General features: G+C 54.1%; 10 protein-coding genes, 1 other RNA gene and 1 pseudogene. 5 read left to right on the forward strand and 7 right to left on the reverse strand.

Annotation, left to right across the window (positions count from 1 at the left end; all coding sequences use genetic code 11):
• Window positions 1-211: 211 nt before the first annotated feature.
• Both rnpB and rsmI read right to left on the reverse strand, forming a co-directional pair.
• Window positions 212-590: RNase P RNA component class A (gene rnpB / locus H4F65_RS11895), an RNA gene on the reverse strand.
• Between the two features lie 25 nt (window positions 591-615).
• The gene (gene rsmI, locus H4F65_RS11900) at window positions 616-1,503 is read right to left on the reverse strand and encodes a 16S rRNA (cytidine(1402)-2'-O)-methyltransferase (protein ID WP_010280211.1); all 888 of its coding nucleotides are present in this window, start codon (window positions 1,501-1,503) and stop codon (window positions 616-618) included.
• A gap of 61 nt (window positions 1,504-1,564) precedes the next feature.
• On the opposite strand from rsmI, the gene H4F65_RS11905 reads away from it, so the two are divergent.
• The 4 genes from H4F65_RS11905 (at window position 1,565) to dolP (ending at window position 5,177) form a co-directional block, all read left to right on the forward strand.
• Window positions 1,565-3,586 (forward strand): penicillin-binding protein activator, encoded by a 2,022-nt coding sequence (locus H4F65_RS11905; protein WP_010280206.1) that lies wholly within the window; start codon window positions 1,565-1,567, stop codon window positions 3,584-3,586.
• Window positions 3,583-3,939, forward strand: a complete 357-nt coding sequence (locus tag H4F65_RS11910; RefSeq protein WP_039279491.1) for a YraN family protein — start codon at window positions 3,583-3,585, stop codon at window positions 3,937-3,939. Before H4F65_RS11905 ends, H4F65_RS11910 begins: the two co-directional genes overlap by 4 nt.
• Window positions 3,940-4,002: 63 nt before the next feature.
• The gene (gene diaA / locus H4F65_RS11915) at window positions 4,003-4,593 is read left to right on the forward strand and encodes a DnaA initiator-associating protein DiaA (RefSeq protein WP_005975525.1); all 591 of its coding nucleotides are present in this window, start codon (window positions 4,003-4,005) and stop codon (window positions 4,591-4,593) included.
• 11 nt (window positions 4,594-4,604) lie between these two features.
• Window positions 4,605-5,177 carry a division/outer membrane stress-associated lipid-binding lipoprotein gene (dolP, locus tag H4F65_RS11920; RefSeq protein WP_010280203.1) on the forward strand — a complete coding sequence of 191 codons (573 nt, stop codon included), beginning with the start codon at window positions 4,605-4,607 and terminating at the stop codon, window positions 5,175-5,177.
• Window positions 5,178-5,299: 122 nt separating this feature from the next.
• Here the strand turns inward: dolP and H4F65_RS11925 are convergent, their stop codons facing one another.
• From H4F65_RS11925 to mnmL, 5 genes and pseudogenes are all read right to left on the reverse strand, one after another.
• The gene (locus H4F65_RS11925) at window positions 5,300-6,595 is read right to left on the reverse strand and encodes an alginate lyase family protein (RefSeq protein ID WP_010280202.1); all 1,296 of its coding nucleotides are present in this window, start codon (window positions 6,593-6,595) and stop codon (window positions 5,300-5,302) included.
• Window positions 6,596-6,665: 70 nt separating this feature from the next.
• Window positions 6,666-7,400, reverse strand: coding sequence for a monofunctional biosynthetic peptidoglycan transglycosylase (mtgA, locus tag H4F65_RS11930; RefSeq protein WP_010280200.1), 735 nt, complete (start codon window positions 7,398-7,400; stop codon window positions 6,666-6,668).
• The gene (gene elbB / locus H4F65_RS11935) at window positions 7,397-8,050 is read right to left on the reverse strand and encodes an isoprenoid biosynthesis glyoxalase ElbB (RefSeq protein WP_010280199.1); all 654 of its coding nucleotides are present in this window, start codon (window positions 8,048-8,050) and stop codon (window positions 7,397-7,399) included. The genes mtgA and elbB overlap by 4 nt, the downstream gene beginning before the upstream one ends.
• 507 nt (window positions 8,051-8,557) lie before the next feature.
• Entirely contained in the window at window positions 8,558-10,927 is a 2,370-nt protein-coding gene (gene arcB, locus H4F65_RS11940; RefSeq protein WP_010280197.1) for an aerobic respiration two-component sensor histidine kinase ArcB, read from the reverse strand.
• A gap of 111 nt (window positions 10,928-11,038) precedes the next feature.
• A pseudogene (mnmL, locus tag H4F65_RS11945) lies at window positions 11,039-11,970 on the reverse strand (tRNA modification radical SAM protein MnmL/YtqA).
• Between the two features lie 652 nt (window positions 11,971-12,622).
• Here mnmL and gltB point away from each other — a divergent pair.
• The gene (gene gltB, locus H4F65_RS11950; RefSeq protein WP_010280194.1) at window positions 12,623-17,083 is read left to right on the forward strand and encodes a glutamate synthase large subunit; all 4,461 of its coding nucleotides are present in this window, start codon (window positions 12,623-12,625) and stop codon (window positions 17,081-17,083) included.
• Window position 17,084 lies beyond the last annotated feature (1 nt).

Genomic DNA, 17,084 nt, shown 5'->3' on the forward strand with positions numbered 1-17,084 from the left:
GTTGACCGTTGAGCCGCTTTCTTTCATAAAAAGCGTCGTGGACAGTCATTCATCTTACCTGCCCCCACAAAGCAAAACCCCGCCGAAGCGAGGTTTCATAATGAAGGGCGTTGATCGTTGAGCCGCGTTCTTTCATAAAAAGCGTCGTGGACAGTCATTCATCTTACCTGCCCCCATAAAGCAAAACCCCGCCGAAGCGGGGTTTTATGATGAAGGGAGTTGACCGTTAAGCCGGGTTCTGTCGTGGACAGTCATTCATCTAGGCCAGCAATCACTCACTGGCTCAAGCAGCCTACCCGGGTTCAGTACGGGCCGTACCATGTGAACCCCTATTTGGCCTTGCTCCGGGTGGAGTTTACCGTGCCACGAACTGTTGCCAGTCGCGCGGTGCGCTCTTACCGCACCCTTTCACCCTTACCTGATCCCACTTGCGTGGGCCATCGGCGGTTTGCTCTCTGTTGCACTAGTCGTAGGCTTGCGCCTCCCAGGCGTTACCTGGCACCCTGCCCTATGGAGCCCGGACTTTCCTCCCCTCCACCTGTCTCCCCCGAAAGGGACGGCAGTGAAGCGGCGACTGTCTAGTCAACTCCGGCGCGGATGATAGGGCAAATTGCCCTACTTGTCATCCTCCGATTCACCGCTATCGCCTTCTTGCTCCAGCCCATAGCGGTAAAGCGCGTTTTTCTTCACTCCGTGAATCTCTGCCGCCAGCGCCGCCGCTTTCTTCAACGGTAGCTCGGCACGCAATAGCGTCAGCGTGCGCAACGCTTCCGCAGACAGCGCGCTGTCGTCAACCTGATGCCCTTCCACAATCAGCACCATTTCCCCTTTGCGCCGATTCTCATCTTCTTTCACCCAGGCCAGTAGTTCGCCCACGGGCGCACCGTGAATCGATTCCCAGGTTTTGGTGATTTCACGAGCCAGCACCACGTAGCGCTCAGCTCCCAGCACCTCACTGATATCCTGCAGGCTGTCCAAGAGACGATGTGTGGATTCGTAGAAAATCAGCGTACGGGGTTCTTCCCCTAGCTCACGCAGCTTATCCTTGCGACCTTTGGTTTTGGCGGGCAGAAAACCTTCATAGCAAAAACGGTCAGACGCCAGACCGGACGCGGAGAGCGCCGTTATCGCCGCGCAAGCGCCCGGCAGCGGCACCACGCGAACGCCTGCTTCACGGCAGCGTCGAACCAAATGGTAACCGGGGTCGTTAATCAGCGGCGTGCCCGCATCTGAAACCAGCGCGATGCTTTGTCCTGACTGCAATTTAGCCAGTAAGACATCCGCTTTTTGTTGTTCGTTATGATCGTGTAATGCGAACAGTCGCGCATTAATCGCAAAATGTTGTAACAGCAGACCGGTATGGCGGGTATCCTCTGCGGCGATCAGATCAACGCTCGCCAATACCGCTAGCGCACGCTGCGTGATGTCGCCCAGATTGCCGATTGGCGTGGGGACAATGTAGAGGGTAGATGCAGAAATGTCTGCTTGTTGGTCTTGATTCATTGTTTCATCCGGGTTGCCGATTTAATATTGAGCATCTTTAAAAAAAATCACTGGATACAGTATGCTTCCCTTTCATTTCGTCCGTACCCAGGCAGGGCGTGTTATCCCTGTTTTGTTAGCGGCACTGTTTCTCGCAGGCTGTCCAAGTCATGCACCGCAGAGCCCACAACCCGAGGTTCAGGGCAAAGCCGACGCATCATCCGATTATTATCTGCAACAGATGCAGCAAAGTAGCGATAATAACAAGGCTGACTGGCAATTACTTGCTATTCGTTCCCTGTTACAGGAAGGGAAAGCCCCTCAGGCAAGCCAGCAGTTCAATGCACTGCCAGAAAAGTTGAGCGCAGCGCAAAAGCAAGAACAGCAGTTACTCAGTGCGGAACTGTCCGCTGCCCAAAACAATATGGATGCGGCTAAAGCAGCGCTGAGCCAGCTTGATGTGGGCGCGCTTTCCGATGAGCAAAAGCAGCGTTACTACCAGACGCAAATCAAAACAGCACAAGGTCGTACGTCCATTGAGCTGCTGCGAGCCTATATCGCTCAAGAGCCGCTGCTGAAAGGCGACGAGCATCAGATGAACCTCGATCAGACCTGGCTGGCGTTAACGCAAATGTCGCCACAAGAGTCGAACTCTCTGCTGATTAATGCGAATGAAAATGTGCTGCAAGGCTGGATCGATCTGCTTAATAACTATCAGGATAACCGTACTTCTCCCGATCAGTTAAAGAGTGCGATTCAGGATTGGCAAACTCGCTATCCACACCATCCTGCTGCAAAAACGCTACCTACGCAGTTGAATCAGGTCATTAACTATCAGCAGTCATCGGTGAACAGCATCGCATTGCTGTTGCCACTCAATGGTCAGGCGCAGGTTTTCGCCAATGCCATCCAGCAAGGCTTTAACGCAGCCAAGAACGGTCAGATAGCCACCGCAGCCGTATCTGCGCCTGCTGCAGCACCGTCAGCGGACGCCACGCAAGCTGAACAGGTCACCCCATCGTCAGAGGGTCAGAATGCCCAATCGCCCGCGCCTTACAGCGATCAGGCGGTAGCCTCCCCGACGCCTGCATCGGAAGCACAGGCGACAAGCGCTGGGCTGTCCAGCTCACTCCCGGTTAAAGTGTATGATACGTCCTCACAACCGCTGGCGAATATTCTCACACAGGCACAGCAAGATGGCGCTTCGCTGGTCATCGGTCCGTTACTGAAAAATGAAGTCGATCAGTTGGCGAACAGCCAGTCACCACTAAATATTTTGGCGTTGAACCAGCCGGAACACGTCGAAAATAGCGCTAACATCTGCTACTTCGCCCTCTCTCCAGAAGATGAAGCCCGAGACGCGGCAAAATTTATCCATCAGCAGGGTAAACAGCAGCCGCTGATTCTAGCCCCCCGCGGAGCACTGGGTGACCGTATCATTAACGCATTCGCTCAGGCCTGGAACCAGCAAAGCGGCACCAGCGCTCTGCAACAGCGCTTTGGCAACACGGCAGAGTTAAAACAGGCCATTAATAGCGGCGCGGGCTTAAGCCTGAACGGTCAGCCTGTTAACGTGTCGCAACAGCAGGCACAGCCAGGCACCACCATCGGCGGCTTGACCATCCCGTCACAGGTTCAACCGACGACCAGTTCGTCTGTCAGCGGTAATATTGATGCGGTCTATATCATCGCAACGCCAGACGAGCTGGCGCTGATTAAGCCGATGATCGACATGCGCACCACGTCACGCGCACGTCCGGCGCTCTACGCCAGCTCACGTAGCTTCCAGGCTGGATTAGGGCCAGACTTCCGTCTCGAAATGGAAGGGTTGCAGTTCAGCGATATTCCGCTGTTAGCCGGTGCGAACCCAGCGCTGATGCAGCAGGTCAGCAGCCAGTTTAAAAACGATTACTCGTTAGTCCGTTTGTATGCCATGGGGATGGACGCCTGGACGCTCGCCAGCCACTTCGGTGAAATGCGCCAGATTCCAGGCCACCAGATCCCTGGGGCAACAGGAATGCTGAGTTCAGGGCCGGATTGCACCATCAATCGGCAGCTAACCTGGCAGCAATATCGTCAGGGCCAACTGGTACCCGTTCTCTGAATCAGCGAGCGGCTGGCGCAGTTTACGAACAACAGGCCCGGCGTTATCTTGAACGCGCGGGTCTGACCTTCACCGCTGCGAATGTTACGCTACGCGGCGGGGAACTGGATTTGATCATGCGCGATCGCCATATTTGGGTGTTTGTCGAAGTGCGCTATCGGCGCAACGCCCATTTTGGTGATGCCGCAGCCAGCGTCACCCGACGCAAACAGCAGCGGTTGTTGCATGCCGCCGCCGTGTGGTTGGCACAGCGAGGTGCCAGCTTTGACACAGTGGATTGCCGTTTTGACGTGCTGGCAATTACAGGCGAACAGTTCGACTGGCTCCCTAACGCCTTTGCCGCACAGGGATAATATTTTTACCACTCAGGGATATCTTATCCTTGATGGACTTCAATTTACGTAGGTTAATTCAACGTGCTGGATAGAATAAAAGTTTGTTTTACCGAGAGTATTCAAACGCAGATTGCAGCGGCAGAAGCCTTGCCAGACGCCATTTCCCGTGGCGCGATTGCGATGGTGCAGTCTCTGCTAAACGGCAACAAAATTCTGTGCTGCGGTAACGGAACATCAGCAGCCAATTCGCAGCATTTTGCCGCCAGCATGATTAACCGCTTTGAAGCGGAGCGCCCCAGCTTACCAGCTATCGCACTTAATGCGGATAATGTGGTCTTAACTGCGATAGCGAATGACCGCTTGCATGAAGAGGTCTATGCCAAACAAGTCAGAGCGTTAGGTCAGGCTGGCGACGTACTGCTGGCCATTTCAACCCGTGGCAACAGCCGCGATATTGTTAAAGCCGTAGAGTCTGCCGTTACCCGCGACATGACGATTGTCGCGCTGACCGGCTACGATGGCGGAGAACTGGCCGGGCTGCTCGGGCCGCAGGATGTGGAAATTCGCATCCCGTCACACCGCAGCGCCCGTATTCAGGAAATGCACATGCTGACAGTAAATTGCCTGTGCGATTTAATTGATAACACACTTTTTCCACACCAGAACGATTGAAGGAGCACTACATGAGGATAAGTTCTGCATTTGCCGTGCTGTCTATCGCCCTGCTGCTACAAGGCTGTGTCGGGGTTGTTGCTGTTGGCAGTGCCGTGGCAACCAAAACGGCCACGGACCCGCGTACCGTAGGCACGCAGGTTGACGATGGCACACTGGAAGTCCGCGTGACGAATGCAATCAGCAAAGACGAGCAGTTGAAAAAGGATGCCCGTATCGTTGCAACGGCTTATCAGGGGAAAGTATTGTTAACAGGGCAAGCACCGAGCACAGAAATGGCAAACCGGGCTAAGCAAATCGCCCTCGGCGTGGAAGGCGCAGCTGAAGTCTACAACGAAATACGCCAAGGCACGCCGGTTTCAATGGGAACCGCCTCCATGGATACCTGGATCACCACCAAAGTGCGCTCACAGATTCTGGCAAGCGACACGGTTAAATCCTCTAACGTAAAAGTCACAACGGAAAACGGCGAAGTCTTCCTGTTAGGCCTGGTGACACAGCGTGAAGGCACCTCTGCCGCAGAGATCGCCAGTAAAGTTGGCGGCGTGAAGCACGTCACTACAGCCTTCACCTACCTGCAATAACGCACTTTTTTCTTTAAAAAACAAAAAACCGCTGATGTTGTCATCAGCGGTTTTTTTATCTCTGCGCTTTTTTATCCCGATTCAGGAAAACGTATCTTCGCCCGATTAGGAACCCAACAGAATTATGGCGTAGCCGGATTAAGCAGCCAGAGTGCTCGGCGGGTTTCAACGCTGATGTGGCTCGGTTCTTTATCGCGCGCACCAGCTTCACCGGTGAGCAATTCCGCAAAGCCCGCCTGCCTGATTTGCGTCTGGTAACGAGGCGTTTTCAAACCACGATCCGCCTGCAATAACAGCGGAATCAAGCGGCTGCTTTGCCTGTCCATCGTTTTGCGCGGCCACGCCTTGTTTTCATCCAGATACGGTGCCATAAAATCCAACGCCTTTATCACGCTGCTTCCCTTCGGCGTGTGGTACTGCCAGATATTCTCGCCGACGCGGGAAGCCAGCATCGCCATACCCGTTATCGCCTGAAGGTTGAAGTAGCTGTAATGGAAAGAACGGGTACGCGCCAGCTCTTCCGGCTGAGCCCCATCCGGTTGCAGTTGGTGATCCAACTTTTCCCGCTGCAATTGCGCCATGGATTTCACCACGTCGATTTTCCCCAGATACCATGCAATCCCCGCGACCTGTACCGTATACCAGCTACCGTGGTTGTTCTGGGCGGTTGCCTCTTTTTTCCCCAGCTTGCTGGTTTGTAGCCAGTGCAGATAATCGCTCATCCATGTCTGCATCTGCTGTTCATCCTGCGCCGTCCAGCCCGGAGCGTGACGCAGCATAATCAACGAATCGACAATACGGGTGGAAAAATAGCGCCCGTCCAGCACGCCCGAGCCCCTGCCCGGCGCGATGCCCGGCACGCCCTGCGCGAAGTCGAGGTTAGGGTTCATACGCGTAGCGGGGTCGATAAACCAGGTACGGATCATCGACATGGCCTTGTCAGCATAAGCCTGTTTGCCAGAGAAGTACCACGCCAGCGTCAACGCCTGCGTTTGGGCCGTGAATTTTGCCAGCCTTACCCCATCGGTCTCCTCATCCTTGCTGGCAGGGTTTACCTGCCCATCACGACGAATCCAAGGCAAACCATCAGCTTTGTCGGGATCGGGCCACCAGTAGGCGCTGAGGCTCAAATAATCATGCTTTGAACCACTGGGTGGCGTGGATTTCTTTTCCGTCACGCTAGGGTTATTTATTTTCAGCGCGCGATCGGCTTCCGAAATAAGCTGCTCATACGCCATTCGCGTCTGCGGCTTTTCCGTTTTCTGCTGTATCTGCTGTTTTACCGAGGATAGCTGAGACTGCTGCAAGAAGGCGTAGGGATTATCGGGGGATGCCGCTTTAGGCTCCGCGTCCGCACGGGCAACAGAAGCCACACAACACAATGCAACCAGTAAACCTGACCAATAACGTAACCGCATACTTTCTCCTGGTGTCGAAAACACGACCGTTAACGCAAAAATTTCTCGGTATACTAACGAACAAAGTACCTTAATTCAGGTTGTTATCTCGCAAAAACGCGTCGCCACCCATCTGTCTCATCTGGCGCAAGATCCACTGCTGACGTTGAATAACATAGCCGGAGGGCGCATTCGCACGAAAGCGAATGGGGTTCGGCAGCACTGCCGCCAATAAGGCAGATTCGCTTGCCGTCAGCCTGCTAGCAGATTTGTTGAAATAACGTCTGGCGGCCGCTTCCACGCCAAAGATGCCGGGGCCAAATTCGGCGATATTCAGATACACAGTAAGAATCCGCCGTTTCGTCCAGACCAGCTCAACCCCGGTGGTAATACCCGCTTCAAGCCCCTTGCGCACCCAGCTACGCCCATCCCACAGGAACAGGTTCTTCACCATCTGCTGTGAGAGCGTAGAAGCACCGCGAATCCGCTGCGTATTGCGCTCGTTATGCTTCAGTGCCTGACCGATCGCATCAAGATCGAAGCCCCAGTGATCGGGGAATTTTTGATCTTCCGCCGCCATCACCGCCAGCGCCATTTCCGGGGCGATCTCCTCCATCGAAACCCAGTCAGAATGGGCAACGTAGGAGAATTCGCCTTTCAGCCATGCGCTGATCTGCCTGTCGACCATCACCGCAGAGAACGGTACAGGCAGGAAGGAAAACAGCAGGATGCCAGCCAGCCACGCACCGATGACAACCAACAGACTCCGAACAATCAGGCGCTTCAGCCACGTGAATAAGCCTCCACGCCCTCGTTTCCACCTCATTCGGTGAGATCCAATACGCGAGCAACGAGCTTATCAATGCCTTGTGCCGCTTCGCTGATGGAGTTAGCCAGCATATAGGCCGGTGTGGTCACGATTTTATGCTCTTCATCAACCACGATATCATCGACCGGACAAACCACGTGGATACCCCCCATCTCGTCGACGGCTTCAGCGGTATCGATATCGTTACCAATGGTTACGCGAACAGGTACACCCAAAATCGTTGGCAGCAGTGCGGGTGAGATGCAAATAAAACCAATTGGTTTATTTTGCTTATAAATTTCCTGTGTGAGCAATTGCAGCGTTTCATCAATCTGACACGCCGTTCCCTGCGTCGCGAAGTCACTTAAATTTTTCGCAGCGCCAAAACCACCCGGCACAATCAGCGCATCTAAATCTTGTGCATTTGCTGCAGAAAGCGGCTGGATTTTTCCTCTGGCGATCCGTGCTGATTCTGCTAAAACGTTGCGATTCTCACCAGTTACGTCACCTGTCAGGTGATTAACCACCTGTAATTGTGGTTTATCTGGCGCAAAGCAAACCGCTTGCGCGCCCGCGCGATCTAGCGCAAGTAACGTCAACACGGCTTCATGAATCTCGGAACCGTCATAAACACCACAGCCACTAAGGACAATGCCGACTCGTTTCATCATCTTTTCCTTCATTTCATTACATCAACTAATTGATTTTTTAATTGACAAACACTAATCTACATCACACATTTTAATGATTCTTGTAACAAAGATTTCTACATTTGCTATTTTGTTGCTTGATGAAGATGTACAGTAGCTAGGTTTTAGTCGTTGTTGTAAGTTGTAGTCGTTAAGAGCAACGTTGTAGTTGTTAAGAACATAGTTAAGACACGAATATCCGCACTTGCGAGTTTACAAACCCTGAGATCTAAATGCAGGTGCATGTTTTCCCTGGTGTTGGCGCATAATTCGCGCACCCCGACTTCGGTCGGGGTCATTTTTTTCTACCGTATGAAAACGTGCAAAGCCCTCGCATCCCCATCCCCCCAGAATCGTAAACACCGCTCAATCTGCCGCCGTTGGCACTTTTTGCATGATATCGCGTGAGACGAAAAAAATTGTCCAGCTGCTTTGCTCGCCACGTCCCTGTGGCCGCAACAGATGGTCTCAACGCAACAAACCGTATCAGGATTCTTTTTCTGCCTTTGCTACCCAATCACGAAGTACCTGAACGTCATGACGCCAGTCGTGCTTAAGTTCATCAACCCATTCCTGCACGTTATCCCACCATGCCGGTAGCGATGAGGTCTGAATCTGCTGGGCAACTTGCTGCAGATGCCGTAACCCAACGGAACCCGCCGCCCCTTTGATTTTGTGCCCTTCTTCCGTAATGCCTTTCTGGTCACGCGCTGTCATGTTGGAATCCAGAATCGCCAGATAGCCCGGCATCATCTGTTCAAACATCTCCAGACTCTGGTGGATCAATTTCGGTCCCACCAAATCCAGATACTGTTCCAGCATCGGGATATCCAGCAGATCTTCTTCTGCGTTTGCCATTTCATCCTCCTCCTCAACCACCGGTTCTTCCGTCCACACCGTATGCGTGTCCCAGAACTGTTTGATGACAGCCGTCAGCGCAGGCACCGACAGCGGCTTACTGAGCACGTCGTCCATACCCGCATCCAGATATTCACGTTTATCTTTCAGTACGTTCGCCGTCAGCGCCACCAGCGGTGGCATGCTGCGTTTGCCATAGCGTGAACGCAGCTGACGTGCCACGTCCAGACCGGTCATATCCGGCAGTTGGATATCGAGCAGCACCAGATCGAACTCATCGGGATCGAACATATCCAGCGCTTCCTGCCCGGTCATGGCGACATCCACGCTATTACCCAGTTTTTCCAGTACCGAACGTGCGACGACGACATTGAGCTCGATATCCTCCACCAGCAGAACGTGCAGCGCCGGTAACGGCAAATCATCGTCGTCGTCCAGACCGCTTCCCGCTTCATCGACGCTCGGAGCCGTCACTGTCAGAGTGAAACAGGAGCCCTTGCCTTGCGTGCTGGAAACCTGGATATCACCTCCCATGTTCTGTGCCAGACGTTTCGACACCGCCAGACCGATTCCCGTGCCCGTTGCGGGCTTCCCACCGTGCTGGTCTTTGACCTGATAATACATGGCGAAGATTTTTTCCAGCTCATCCGCCGGAATGCCCATCCCGGAATCTTCCACTTCAAAGCGCAGACGATCGCCCTTTTCATGCCAGACGCGCACCACGATTTCGCCTTTTTTGCCGTTCTCACCTTTCGGCGTGAATTTCACCGCGTTACTGAGCAGGTTCCACAGAATCTGCCGCAGGCGCGTTCCGTCGGTAATGACTTTCTGCGGCAACGGCTGATGCTGGTCCATAATCAGCTTCAGGCCTTTCGGTTCCGCCAGCAGGCCGCCAAGGTTTTCCAGATCCACCAGAAAACCGGTGAAATCGATCGGCTGGTTATCCAGTTGCACCTTACGGCGCTCCTGTTTGTCCATCTCAATCACGTCGTTAAAGATATTGCCCAGCGTAATCGCGCTGACGTGGATGGTTTTCAGATATTTTTGCTGTTCAGGGTCAAGTTGCGTATCCAGCAGGATGCGACTTAACCCGACAATGCCATTAAGCGGCGTACGAAGCTCGTGGCTGATTGTTGAGATAAAAGTGGTCTTCTCCCTACTGGCGTTCTCTAACGCGTCCTGGTAACGCTTACGCTCCGTTATATCGCGTCCAAATCCCATTAGCCCGTGACGTTTGCCCATCCGGTCATAAAACGGCACCTTGCGCAGCTCAAAACAGGCTTTACGGCCATCGGGATACACCAGCCATTGTTCATAGGTCAGAGAAACGTTGTGGCGGAACACTTTTTCGTCCGTCTCCATCACTTTCTCGGCAATATCGGGGGAGTAAACATCCTGTGGCGTCAGACCAATAAGCTGCTTCTGGCTTTTACCCACCAGCAGTTCCATCGCACGGTTGCAGCCTGAGAATTCTTTATCTTCGTTACGGTAGTAAACCAAATCCGGCGAGGCATCGAGGAACGAACGCAGCAGCGCAGATTGCTGCTCCAGCTCAATCTGCGCCTGTTCACGGCGGGACATCTCTTCTTTGAGTCGGCTCATCACCAGCGCGCGCGCGTCTTCCGCTTTGATACGGTCGGCGATTTCCTGATTGAGCTGCGCGATATTCTCCTGAAGCTGCGCATTCAGCTCCAGATCCCGATGGCGCATTTCTTCCAGCTTCGCTACCAGCTTCGCCAGCCGCTGGCGCGATTCTTCGAGCTGTTCCACCACCACGGAGAGAAAATAAACGGCCCAGGGCGTAATCAACAGCCCGAAGAAAATGGAGCGGACCACGTCAATATTTTCGACTTCCCCGCTGAGCAACAGTGTGACGGCCATTTGCACCACCATCGCCAGCAGCACCAAGACCGAGGCCAGCAGCAGTGAAAAACGGACAAGCCCCAGTTTTACCATCAAATCAACATAGTACTGCGCCAACAGACGAATTTGCTTCATAGCGATTTCCCTTAGTCACCCACCCGCGCATCATAACGTAAAACGACGGCTTATACGGTGCTGCCGCACAGATTCACGGCACAGCATCAGCCGCCAATGCCCCACGGCACATCACCTATCAGCATAGCGGTAAGGCGTTCCCAGCGCGGAACCCTGTACGCCATGCGTTTGCAGATAGCGATCCAGCTCCACCATGCCCGTCCAGCGGTTTTCACACCAGAGCGGTGCCAGAAGCGTCGGGCGGCGGGCGCTGGCGGAAATGCGGTGATAAATCACCTCCGGCGGCGTATGGCGGATCATCTCTCCTGCGATCTCCACGTAGCGATCCAGTGCCAGCTCCGGCAGCCTTCCCGCTCGCCAGGCCTTCGCCATCGTGCTGCCTTCCACGATATGGAGAGGATGGAGCTTAATACCCTCCACGCCAGTTTCAACCACCTGCTCCAGCGTCGATAAGCAGTGCTGTGCATCCTCTCCCGGTAAACCCACAATCAGATGACTACACACTTTCAGACCGCGTTCGCGCGCGCGCGGCGGGTGGTTTCCTGATAGCAGGCGAAGTCATGGCCGCGATTAATCCGATGCAGCGTTTTATCACACGCGCTTTGCAGCCCCAGTTCCAGCCAAACCTCGTAACCCTGTTCATGGTAGCGGGACAGCAAATCCAGTACCGCATCGGGCACGCAGTCGGGGCGAGTGCCCACGCAAATCCCTACCATTTCGGCCTGCTTCAACGCTTCCTGATACATGCTTTCCAGAACCTGAACTTCGGCATAGGTGCTGGTATACGCCTGAAAATACGCCAGATAGCGTTTGGCTCGGTTCACTTTTCCCGCCTGCGCTTCCAACTGCTGCGCGATGCTGCGTTGCTGCATCTGCTCATCGGCAAACGAGGCCACATTACAGAACGTGCAGCCGCCCCGCCCCAGCGTGCCATCGCGGTTTGGGCAGTTAAACCCACCGTGCAGCGTCAGCTTGTGGATCTTCTCGCCATAGCGACGTTGAAGATTTCCGCCAAACATATTGATTAATTTTTGCAATTGCATATTCTAACCTGCTCCCTTGAGGAACAGCAGACTACCTTTCTCTCGCCCCCTTCGCGATGACCGCGATCAATCACACACATCCCAATGAAATGCATTTTTATTCGCTTTTAGTGAAAATAAACTCACGTCGGCGCTAATTAATTTTTCTTATCCCGCATGCTCGCTTAATGAAAAGATGAAGCAATACTTAAAAATAGTTTCATGAAATCTAAAAGTAGTCATATACAGCATAATATGCTACGACGCAGAGATAACGCAGCATGGATAAGGGTTCCCGCGCTTTTGTATAGTGATACAGCTCACACTTCAATTAAACGCCATATCCATTCCATGAGATAGTTTTTCTAAAAAAATCATTATCTTTCATAGGTATAATTAAAAATTATCGCTTATCAGCACATTTTACACTGGTATTTGACCTGAACAGGCTTTCTCGCTAATTTGGAAATCCGCTGGAAGCTTTCCTGACGGGTCCATGATTCGTCATATTTATGCAGTAAATGAAGACTCCCTCTAAAAACAAGTCATTTACCACTTGTGAGACCGTCACGAGAGGCCGAAGAAGAGAGCGTAATATTAGCCGCTCGACGCCACGGTGCTTTCTCGCAGTAGGTTGTGAGAGTCACACAGAGCCTGGGGAGGTTCACTAATTATGTTGTACGATGCATCCCAAGAGAGAGATAACTGTGGTTTCGGATTAATCGCCCATATAGAAGGTGAGCCAAGCCATAAAGTAGTGCGTACCGCCATTCACGCACTCGCACGCATGCAGCACCGTGGCGCAATCCTTGCTGACGGCAAGACTGGCGACGGCTGCGGTTTATTACTTCAGAAGCCCGATCGTTTCTTTCGTCTGGTGGCGGAAGAGCACGGCTGGCGTTTAGCCAAAAATTACGCTGTTGGCATGATGTTTCTCAATCAGGACGAAGAGCTGGCTCGCGCCACACGCCGGATTGTGGAAGAAGAGTTGCAGAATGAAACGCTGTCCGTACTTGGCTGGCGTGAAGTGCCGACCAACCCGGATGTGCTGGGTGAAATTGCCTTGTCCTCCATGCCGCGTATTGAGCAAATTTTCGTTAACGCCCCGGCTGGCTGGCGTCAACGTGATATGGAACGCCGTCTGTTCATGGCGCGTCGCCGTATCGAAAAGCGTATCGAAGACAAAGAGTTCTACGTTTGTAGCTTCTCCAATCTGGTCACGATCTATAAAGGTCTGTGTATGCCGGCGGATCTGCCGCGCTTCTACCTCGATCTGGCCGATCTGCGTCTGGAATCGTCGATCTGTCTGTTCCACCAGCGTTTCTCAACCAACACCGTTCCACGCTGGCCGCTGGCGCAGCCGTTCCGCTATCTGGCGCACAACGGCGAGATCAACACCATCGCCGGTAACCGTCAGTGGGCACGCGCGCGTGCTTACAAGTTCAAAACGCCGCTGATCCCGGATTTGCAGGATGCCGCGCCGTTCGTCAACGAAACCGGTTCTGACTCCAGCTCACTGGATAACATGCTGGAACTGTTCCTAAGCGGCGGGATGGATATCATCCGCGCTATGCGCCTGCTGGTTCCGCCAGCCTGGCAGAACAACCCTGATATGGATCCAGAGCTGCGTGCCTTCTTCGACTTTAACTCCATGCACATGGAGCCGTGGGATGGCCCGGCCGGTATCGTGATGTCCGACGGGCGCTATGCTGCCTGTAACCTGGATCGTAACGGCCTGCGCCCTGCACGCTACGTCATCACCAAAGATAAGCTGATCACCTGTGCGTCTGAAGTCGGTATCTGGGATTATCAGCCGGACGAAGTGGTTGAAAAAGGCCGTGTCGGTCCGGGCGAACTGATGGTGATCGACACCCGCAGCGGCCGCATCCTGCACTCTGCCGAGACCGATGACGATCTGAAAAGCCGCCACCCTTACAAAGAGTGGATGGAGAAAAACGTTAAGCGTCTGGTGCCGTTTGAAGAGTTGCCAGACGATCAGGTCGGCAGCCGTGAATTTGACGATGAGCTGCTGGAGACCTTCCAGAAACAGTACGGTTACAGCAGCGAAGAACTGGATCAGATCATCCGCGTGCTGGGCGAGAACGGTCAGGAAGCCACAGGGTCGATGGGCGATGACACGCCGTTCGCCGTGCTGTCCAGCCGTCCACGCATCATTTATGACTACTTCCGTCAGCAGTTCGCGCAGGTGACCAACCCGCCGATCGATCCGCTGCGTGAAGCACATGTGATGTCGCTGGCGACCAGTATTGGTCGTGAGATGAACGTCTTCTGTGAAGCGGAAGGTCAGGCTCACCGTCTGAGCTTTAAATCGCCGATCCTGCTTTACTCCGACTTCACCCAGCTGACGTCGCAGGACGAACTGCACTATCGCGCCGACACGCTGGATCTGACGTTTGATCCGTCGCAGCAAACGCTGCAACAGACAATCGAGAAGCTGTGTGACGAAGCAGAAAGCAAAGTCAGAGACGGTGCCGTGCTGCTGGTGCTGTCCGACCGCGGCATTAGCGAATCACGCTTGCCTGTCCCTGCGCCAATGGCTGTGGGTGCCGTTCAGCGCCGTCTGGTCGAAAAGAGCCTGCGCTGTGACGCCAACATCATTGTCGAAACCGCCAGCGCGCGCGATCCGCACCACTTTGCCGTGCTGTTAGGCTTTGGTGCGACGGCTATCTATCCTTACCTCGCCTACGAAACGCTGGCACGGATGGTGGATAACCACACCATCGACAAACCTTATCGTGCCGTGATGCTGAACTACCGTAACGGCATCAATAAAGGCCTGTACAAGATTATGTCCAAGATGGGCATCTCGACGATTGCGTCTTACCGTTGCTCCAAGCTGTTTGAAGCTGTGGGCCTGCATAAAGATGTGTCGACGCAATGCTTCCTGGGCGTCGTCAGCCGCATCGGCGGTGCAAACTACAGCGACTTCGAACAGGATCTGTTGAACCTGTCTAAGCGTGCCTGGCTGAAACGTAAAACGCTGGAACAGGGCGGCCTGCTGAAATTTGTTCACGGCGGCGAATACCATGCCTACAACCCGGATGTCGTCACCACGCTGCAAACCGCGGTGAAAACCGGGGAGTACAGCGATTACGAGCAATACGCCAAACTGGTTAACGAGCGTCCAGCCGCGACCTTACGCGACCTGCTGGCACTGAAACCGCAAGAAGGCGCGGCTATCGCAATCGACAGCGTTGAACCCGCTTCTGAAATGTTCAAACGCTTCGATACCGCGGCCATGTCCATCGGTGCACTCAGCCCTGAAGCCCATGAATCGCTGGCAGAGGCGATGAACGGACTGGGCGGCTTCTCCAACTCCGGTGAAGGCGGCGAAGATCCGGCGCGTTACGGCACCAATAAAGTGTCCCGTATCAAGCAGGTTGCTTCTGGCCGCTTTGGTGTGACGCCAGCCTATCTGGTTAACGCCGATGTGATTCAGATTAAAGTGGCGCAGGGCGCGAAGCCGGGCGAAGGCGGTCAGTTACCGGGTGATAAAGTCACGCCGTACATTGCTCGTCTGCGCTATTCCGTGCCGGGCGTGACGCTGATTTCACCACCGCCGCACCACGATATTTACTCTATCGAAGATCTGGCACAGCTGATTTTCGATCTGAAGCAGGTCAACCCGAAAGCGATGATTTCGGTAAAACTGGTGTCCGAACCGGGCGTCGGAACTATCGCTACAGGCGTTGCCAAAGCGTACGCCGATTTGATCACCATTGCTGGCTACGACGGCGGCACGGGTGCAAGCCCGCTGTCCTCCGTGAAATACGCGGGATGCCCGTGGGAGCTGGGTCTGGTTGAAACGCAACAGGCTTTGGTCTCCAACGGTCTGCGTCACAAAATCCGCCTTCAGGTAGATGGTGGCTTGAAAACCGGTCTGGATATCGTTAAAGCCGCGATTCTGGGTGCAGAAAGCTTCGGCTTCGGCACCGGACCAATGGTTGCGCTGGGCTGTAAATACCTGCGTATCTGTCACCTGAATAACTGTGCGACAGGTGTTGCAACGCAGGATGAGAAGCTGCGCCGCGATCACTACCACGGCCTGCCTGAGCGTGTAACCAACTACTTCCAATTCATCGCGCATGAAACTCGCGTGCTGATGGCAGAACTGGGCGTTAGCCGTCTGGTGGATCTGATTGGTCGTACCGATTTGCTGGTCGAGCTGGACGGTTTCAGTGCGAAACAGAACAAGCTGGATCTGTCGCCGCTACTGCACGCGGCACAGCCTCAGCCGGGCAAAGCGCTGTACTGCACTGAAAGCAATCTGTCGTTCGATAAAGGCTTGTTGAACAAAGAGCTGCTGGCACAGGCACAGCCGCACATTGATGCGAAACAGGGTAAAGCGCTCTACTTCGACATCCGTAACACCGATCGCTCCGTCGGCGCGACGCTGTCCGGTGCAATTGCTGAGAAACATGGCGATCAAGGGCTGGCGGGCGATCCAATTAAAGCGCACTTCTCCGGTACCGCAGGACAGAGCTTTGGCGTCTGGAACGCCGGCGGCGTAGAGCTGAAATTAACTGGCGATGCCAACGACTACGTGGGCAAAGGCATGGCGGGAGGCAGTATCTCCGTGCGTCCTCCAGTCGGTTCTGCCTTCCGCAGCCACGAAGCCAGCATCATCGGTAACACCTGCCTCTACGGTGCTACCGGCGGTAAGCTGTTTGCCGCGGGCCGTGCAGGTGAGCGTTTCGCCGTACGTAACTCCGGCTGTATCACCGTAGTAGAAGGTATCGGCGATAACGGCTGTGAATACATGACAGGCGGTATCGTCTGCGTACTGGGTCGTACCGGTGTGAACTTTGGCGCAGGTATGACCGGTGGATTCGCCTACGTGCTGGATGAAGACGGTGAATTCCGCAAACGCGTTAACCCGGAACTGGTGGAAGTGCTGGATGTCGAAGAACTGGCTATTCATGAAGAACATCTTCGTGGCCTGATCACCGAGCACGTGCAGAATACCGGTTCACACCGCGGAGAAGAGATCCTCGCTAACTGGCCGACCTGGGCACCGAAGTTTGCTCTGGTGAAACCGAAGTCAAGTGATGTGAAGGCATTGTTGGGTCACCGTAGTCGTTCCGCAGCCGAGCTGCGGGTTCAGGCGCAGTAAG

The organism is Pectobacterium brasiliense (genome assembly GCF_016950255.1).
Lineage (GTDB): Bacteria > Pseudomonadota > Gammaproteobacteria > Enterobacterales > Enterobacteriaceae > Pectobacterium > Pectobacterium brasiliense.

What these genes read in the sequence shown, in the direction of transcription:
- H4F65_RS11905 (WP_010280206.1), top strand. Translation starts at nt 1,565, where the DNA reads ATGCTTCCCTTTCATTTCGTCCGTACCCAGGCAGGGCGTGTTATCCCT.
- dolP (WP_010280203.1), top strand. Translation starts at nt 4,605, where the DNA reads ATGAGGATAAGTTCTGCATTTGCCGTGCTGTCTATCGCCCTGCTGCTA.
- mtgA (WP_010280200.1), bottom strand. Translation starts at nt 7,400, where the DNA reads ATGAGGTGGAAACGAGGGCGTGGAGGCTTATTCACGTGGCTGAAGCGC.
- H4F65_RS11925 (WP_010280202.1), bottom strand. Translation starts at nt 6,595, where the DNA reads ATGCGGTTACGTTATTGGTCAGGTTTACTGGTTGCATTGTGTTGTGTG.
- gltB (WP_010280194.1), top strand. Translation starts at nt 12,623, where the DNA reads ATGTTGTACGATGCATCCCAAGAGAGAGATAACTGTGGTTTCGGATTA.
- elbB (WP_010280199.1), bottom strand. Translation starts at nt 8,050, where the DNA reads ATGAAACGAGTCGGCATTGTCCTTAGTGGCTGTGGTGTTTATGACGGT.
- arcB (WP_010280197.1), bottom strand. Translation starts at nt 10,927, where the DNA reads ATGAAGCAAATTCGTCTGTTGGCGCAGTACTATGTTGATTTGATGGTA.
- rsmI (WP_010280211.1), bottom strand. Translation starts at nt 1,503, where the DNA reads ATGAATCAAGACCAACAAGCAGACATTTCTGCATCTACCCTCTACATT.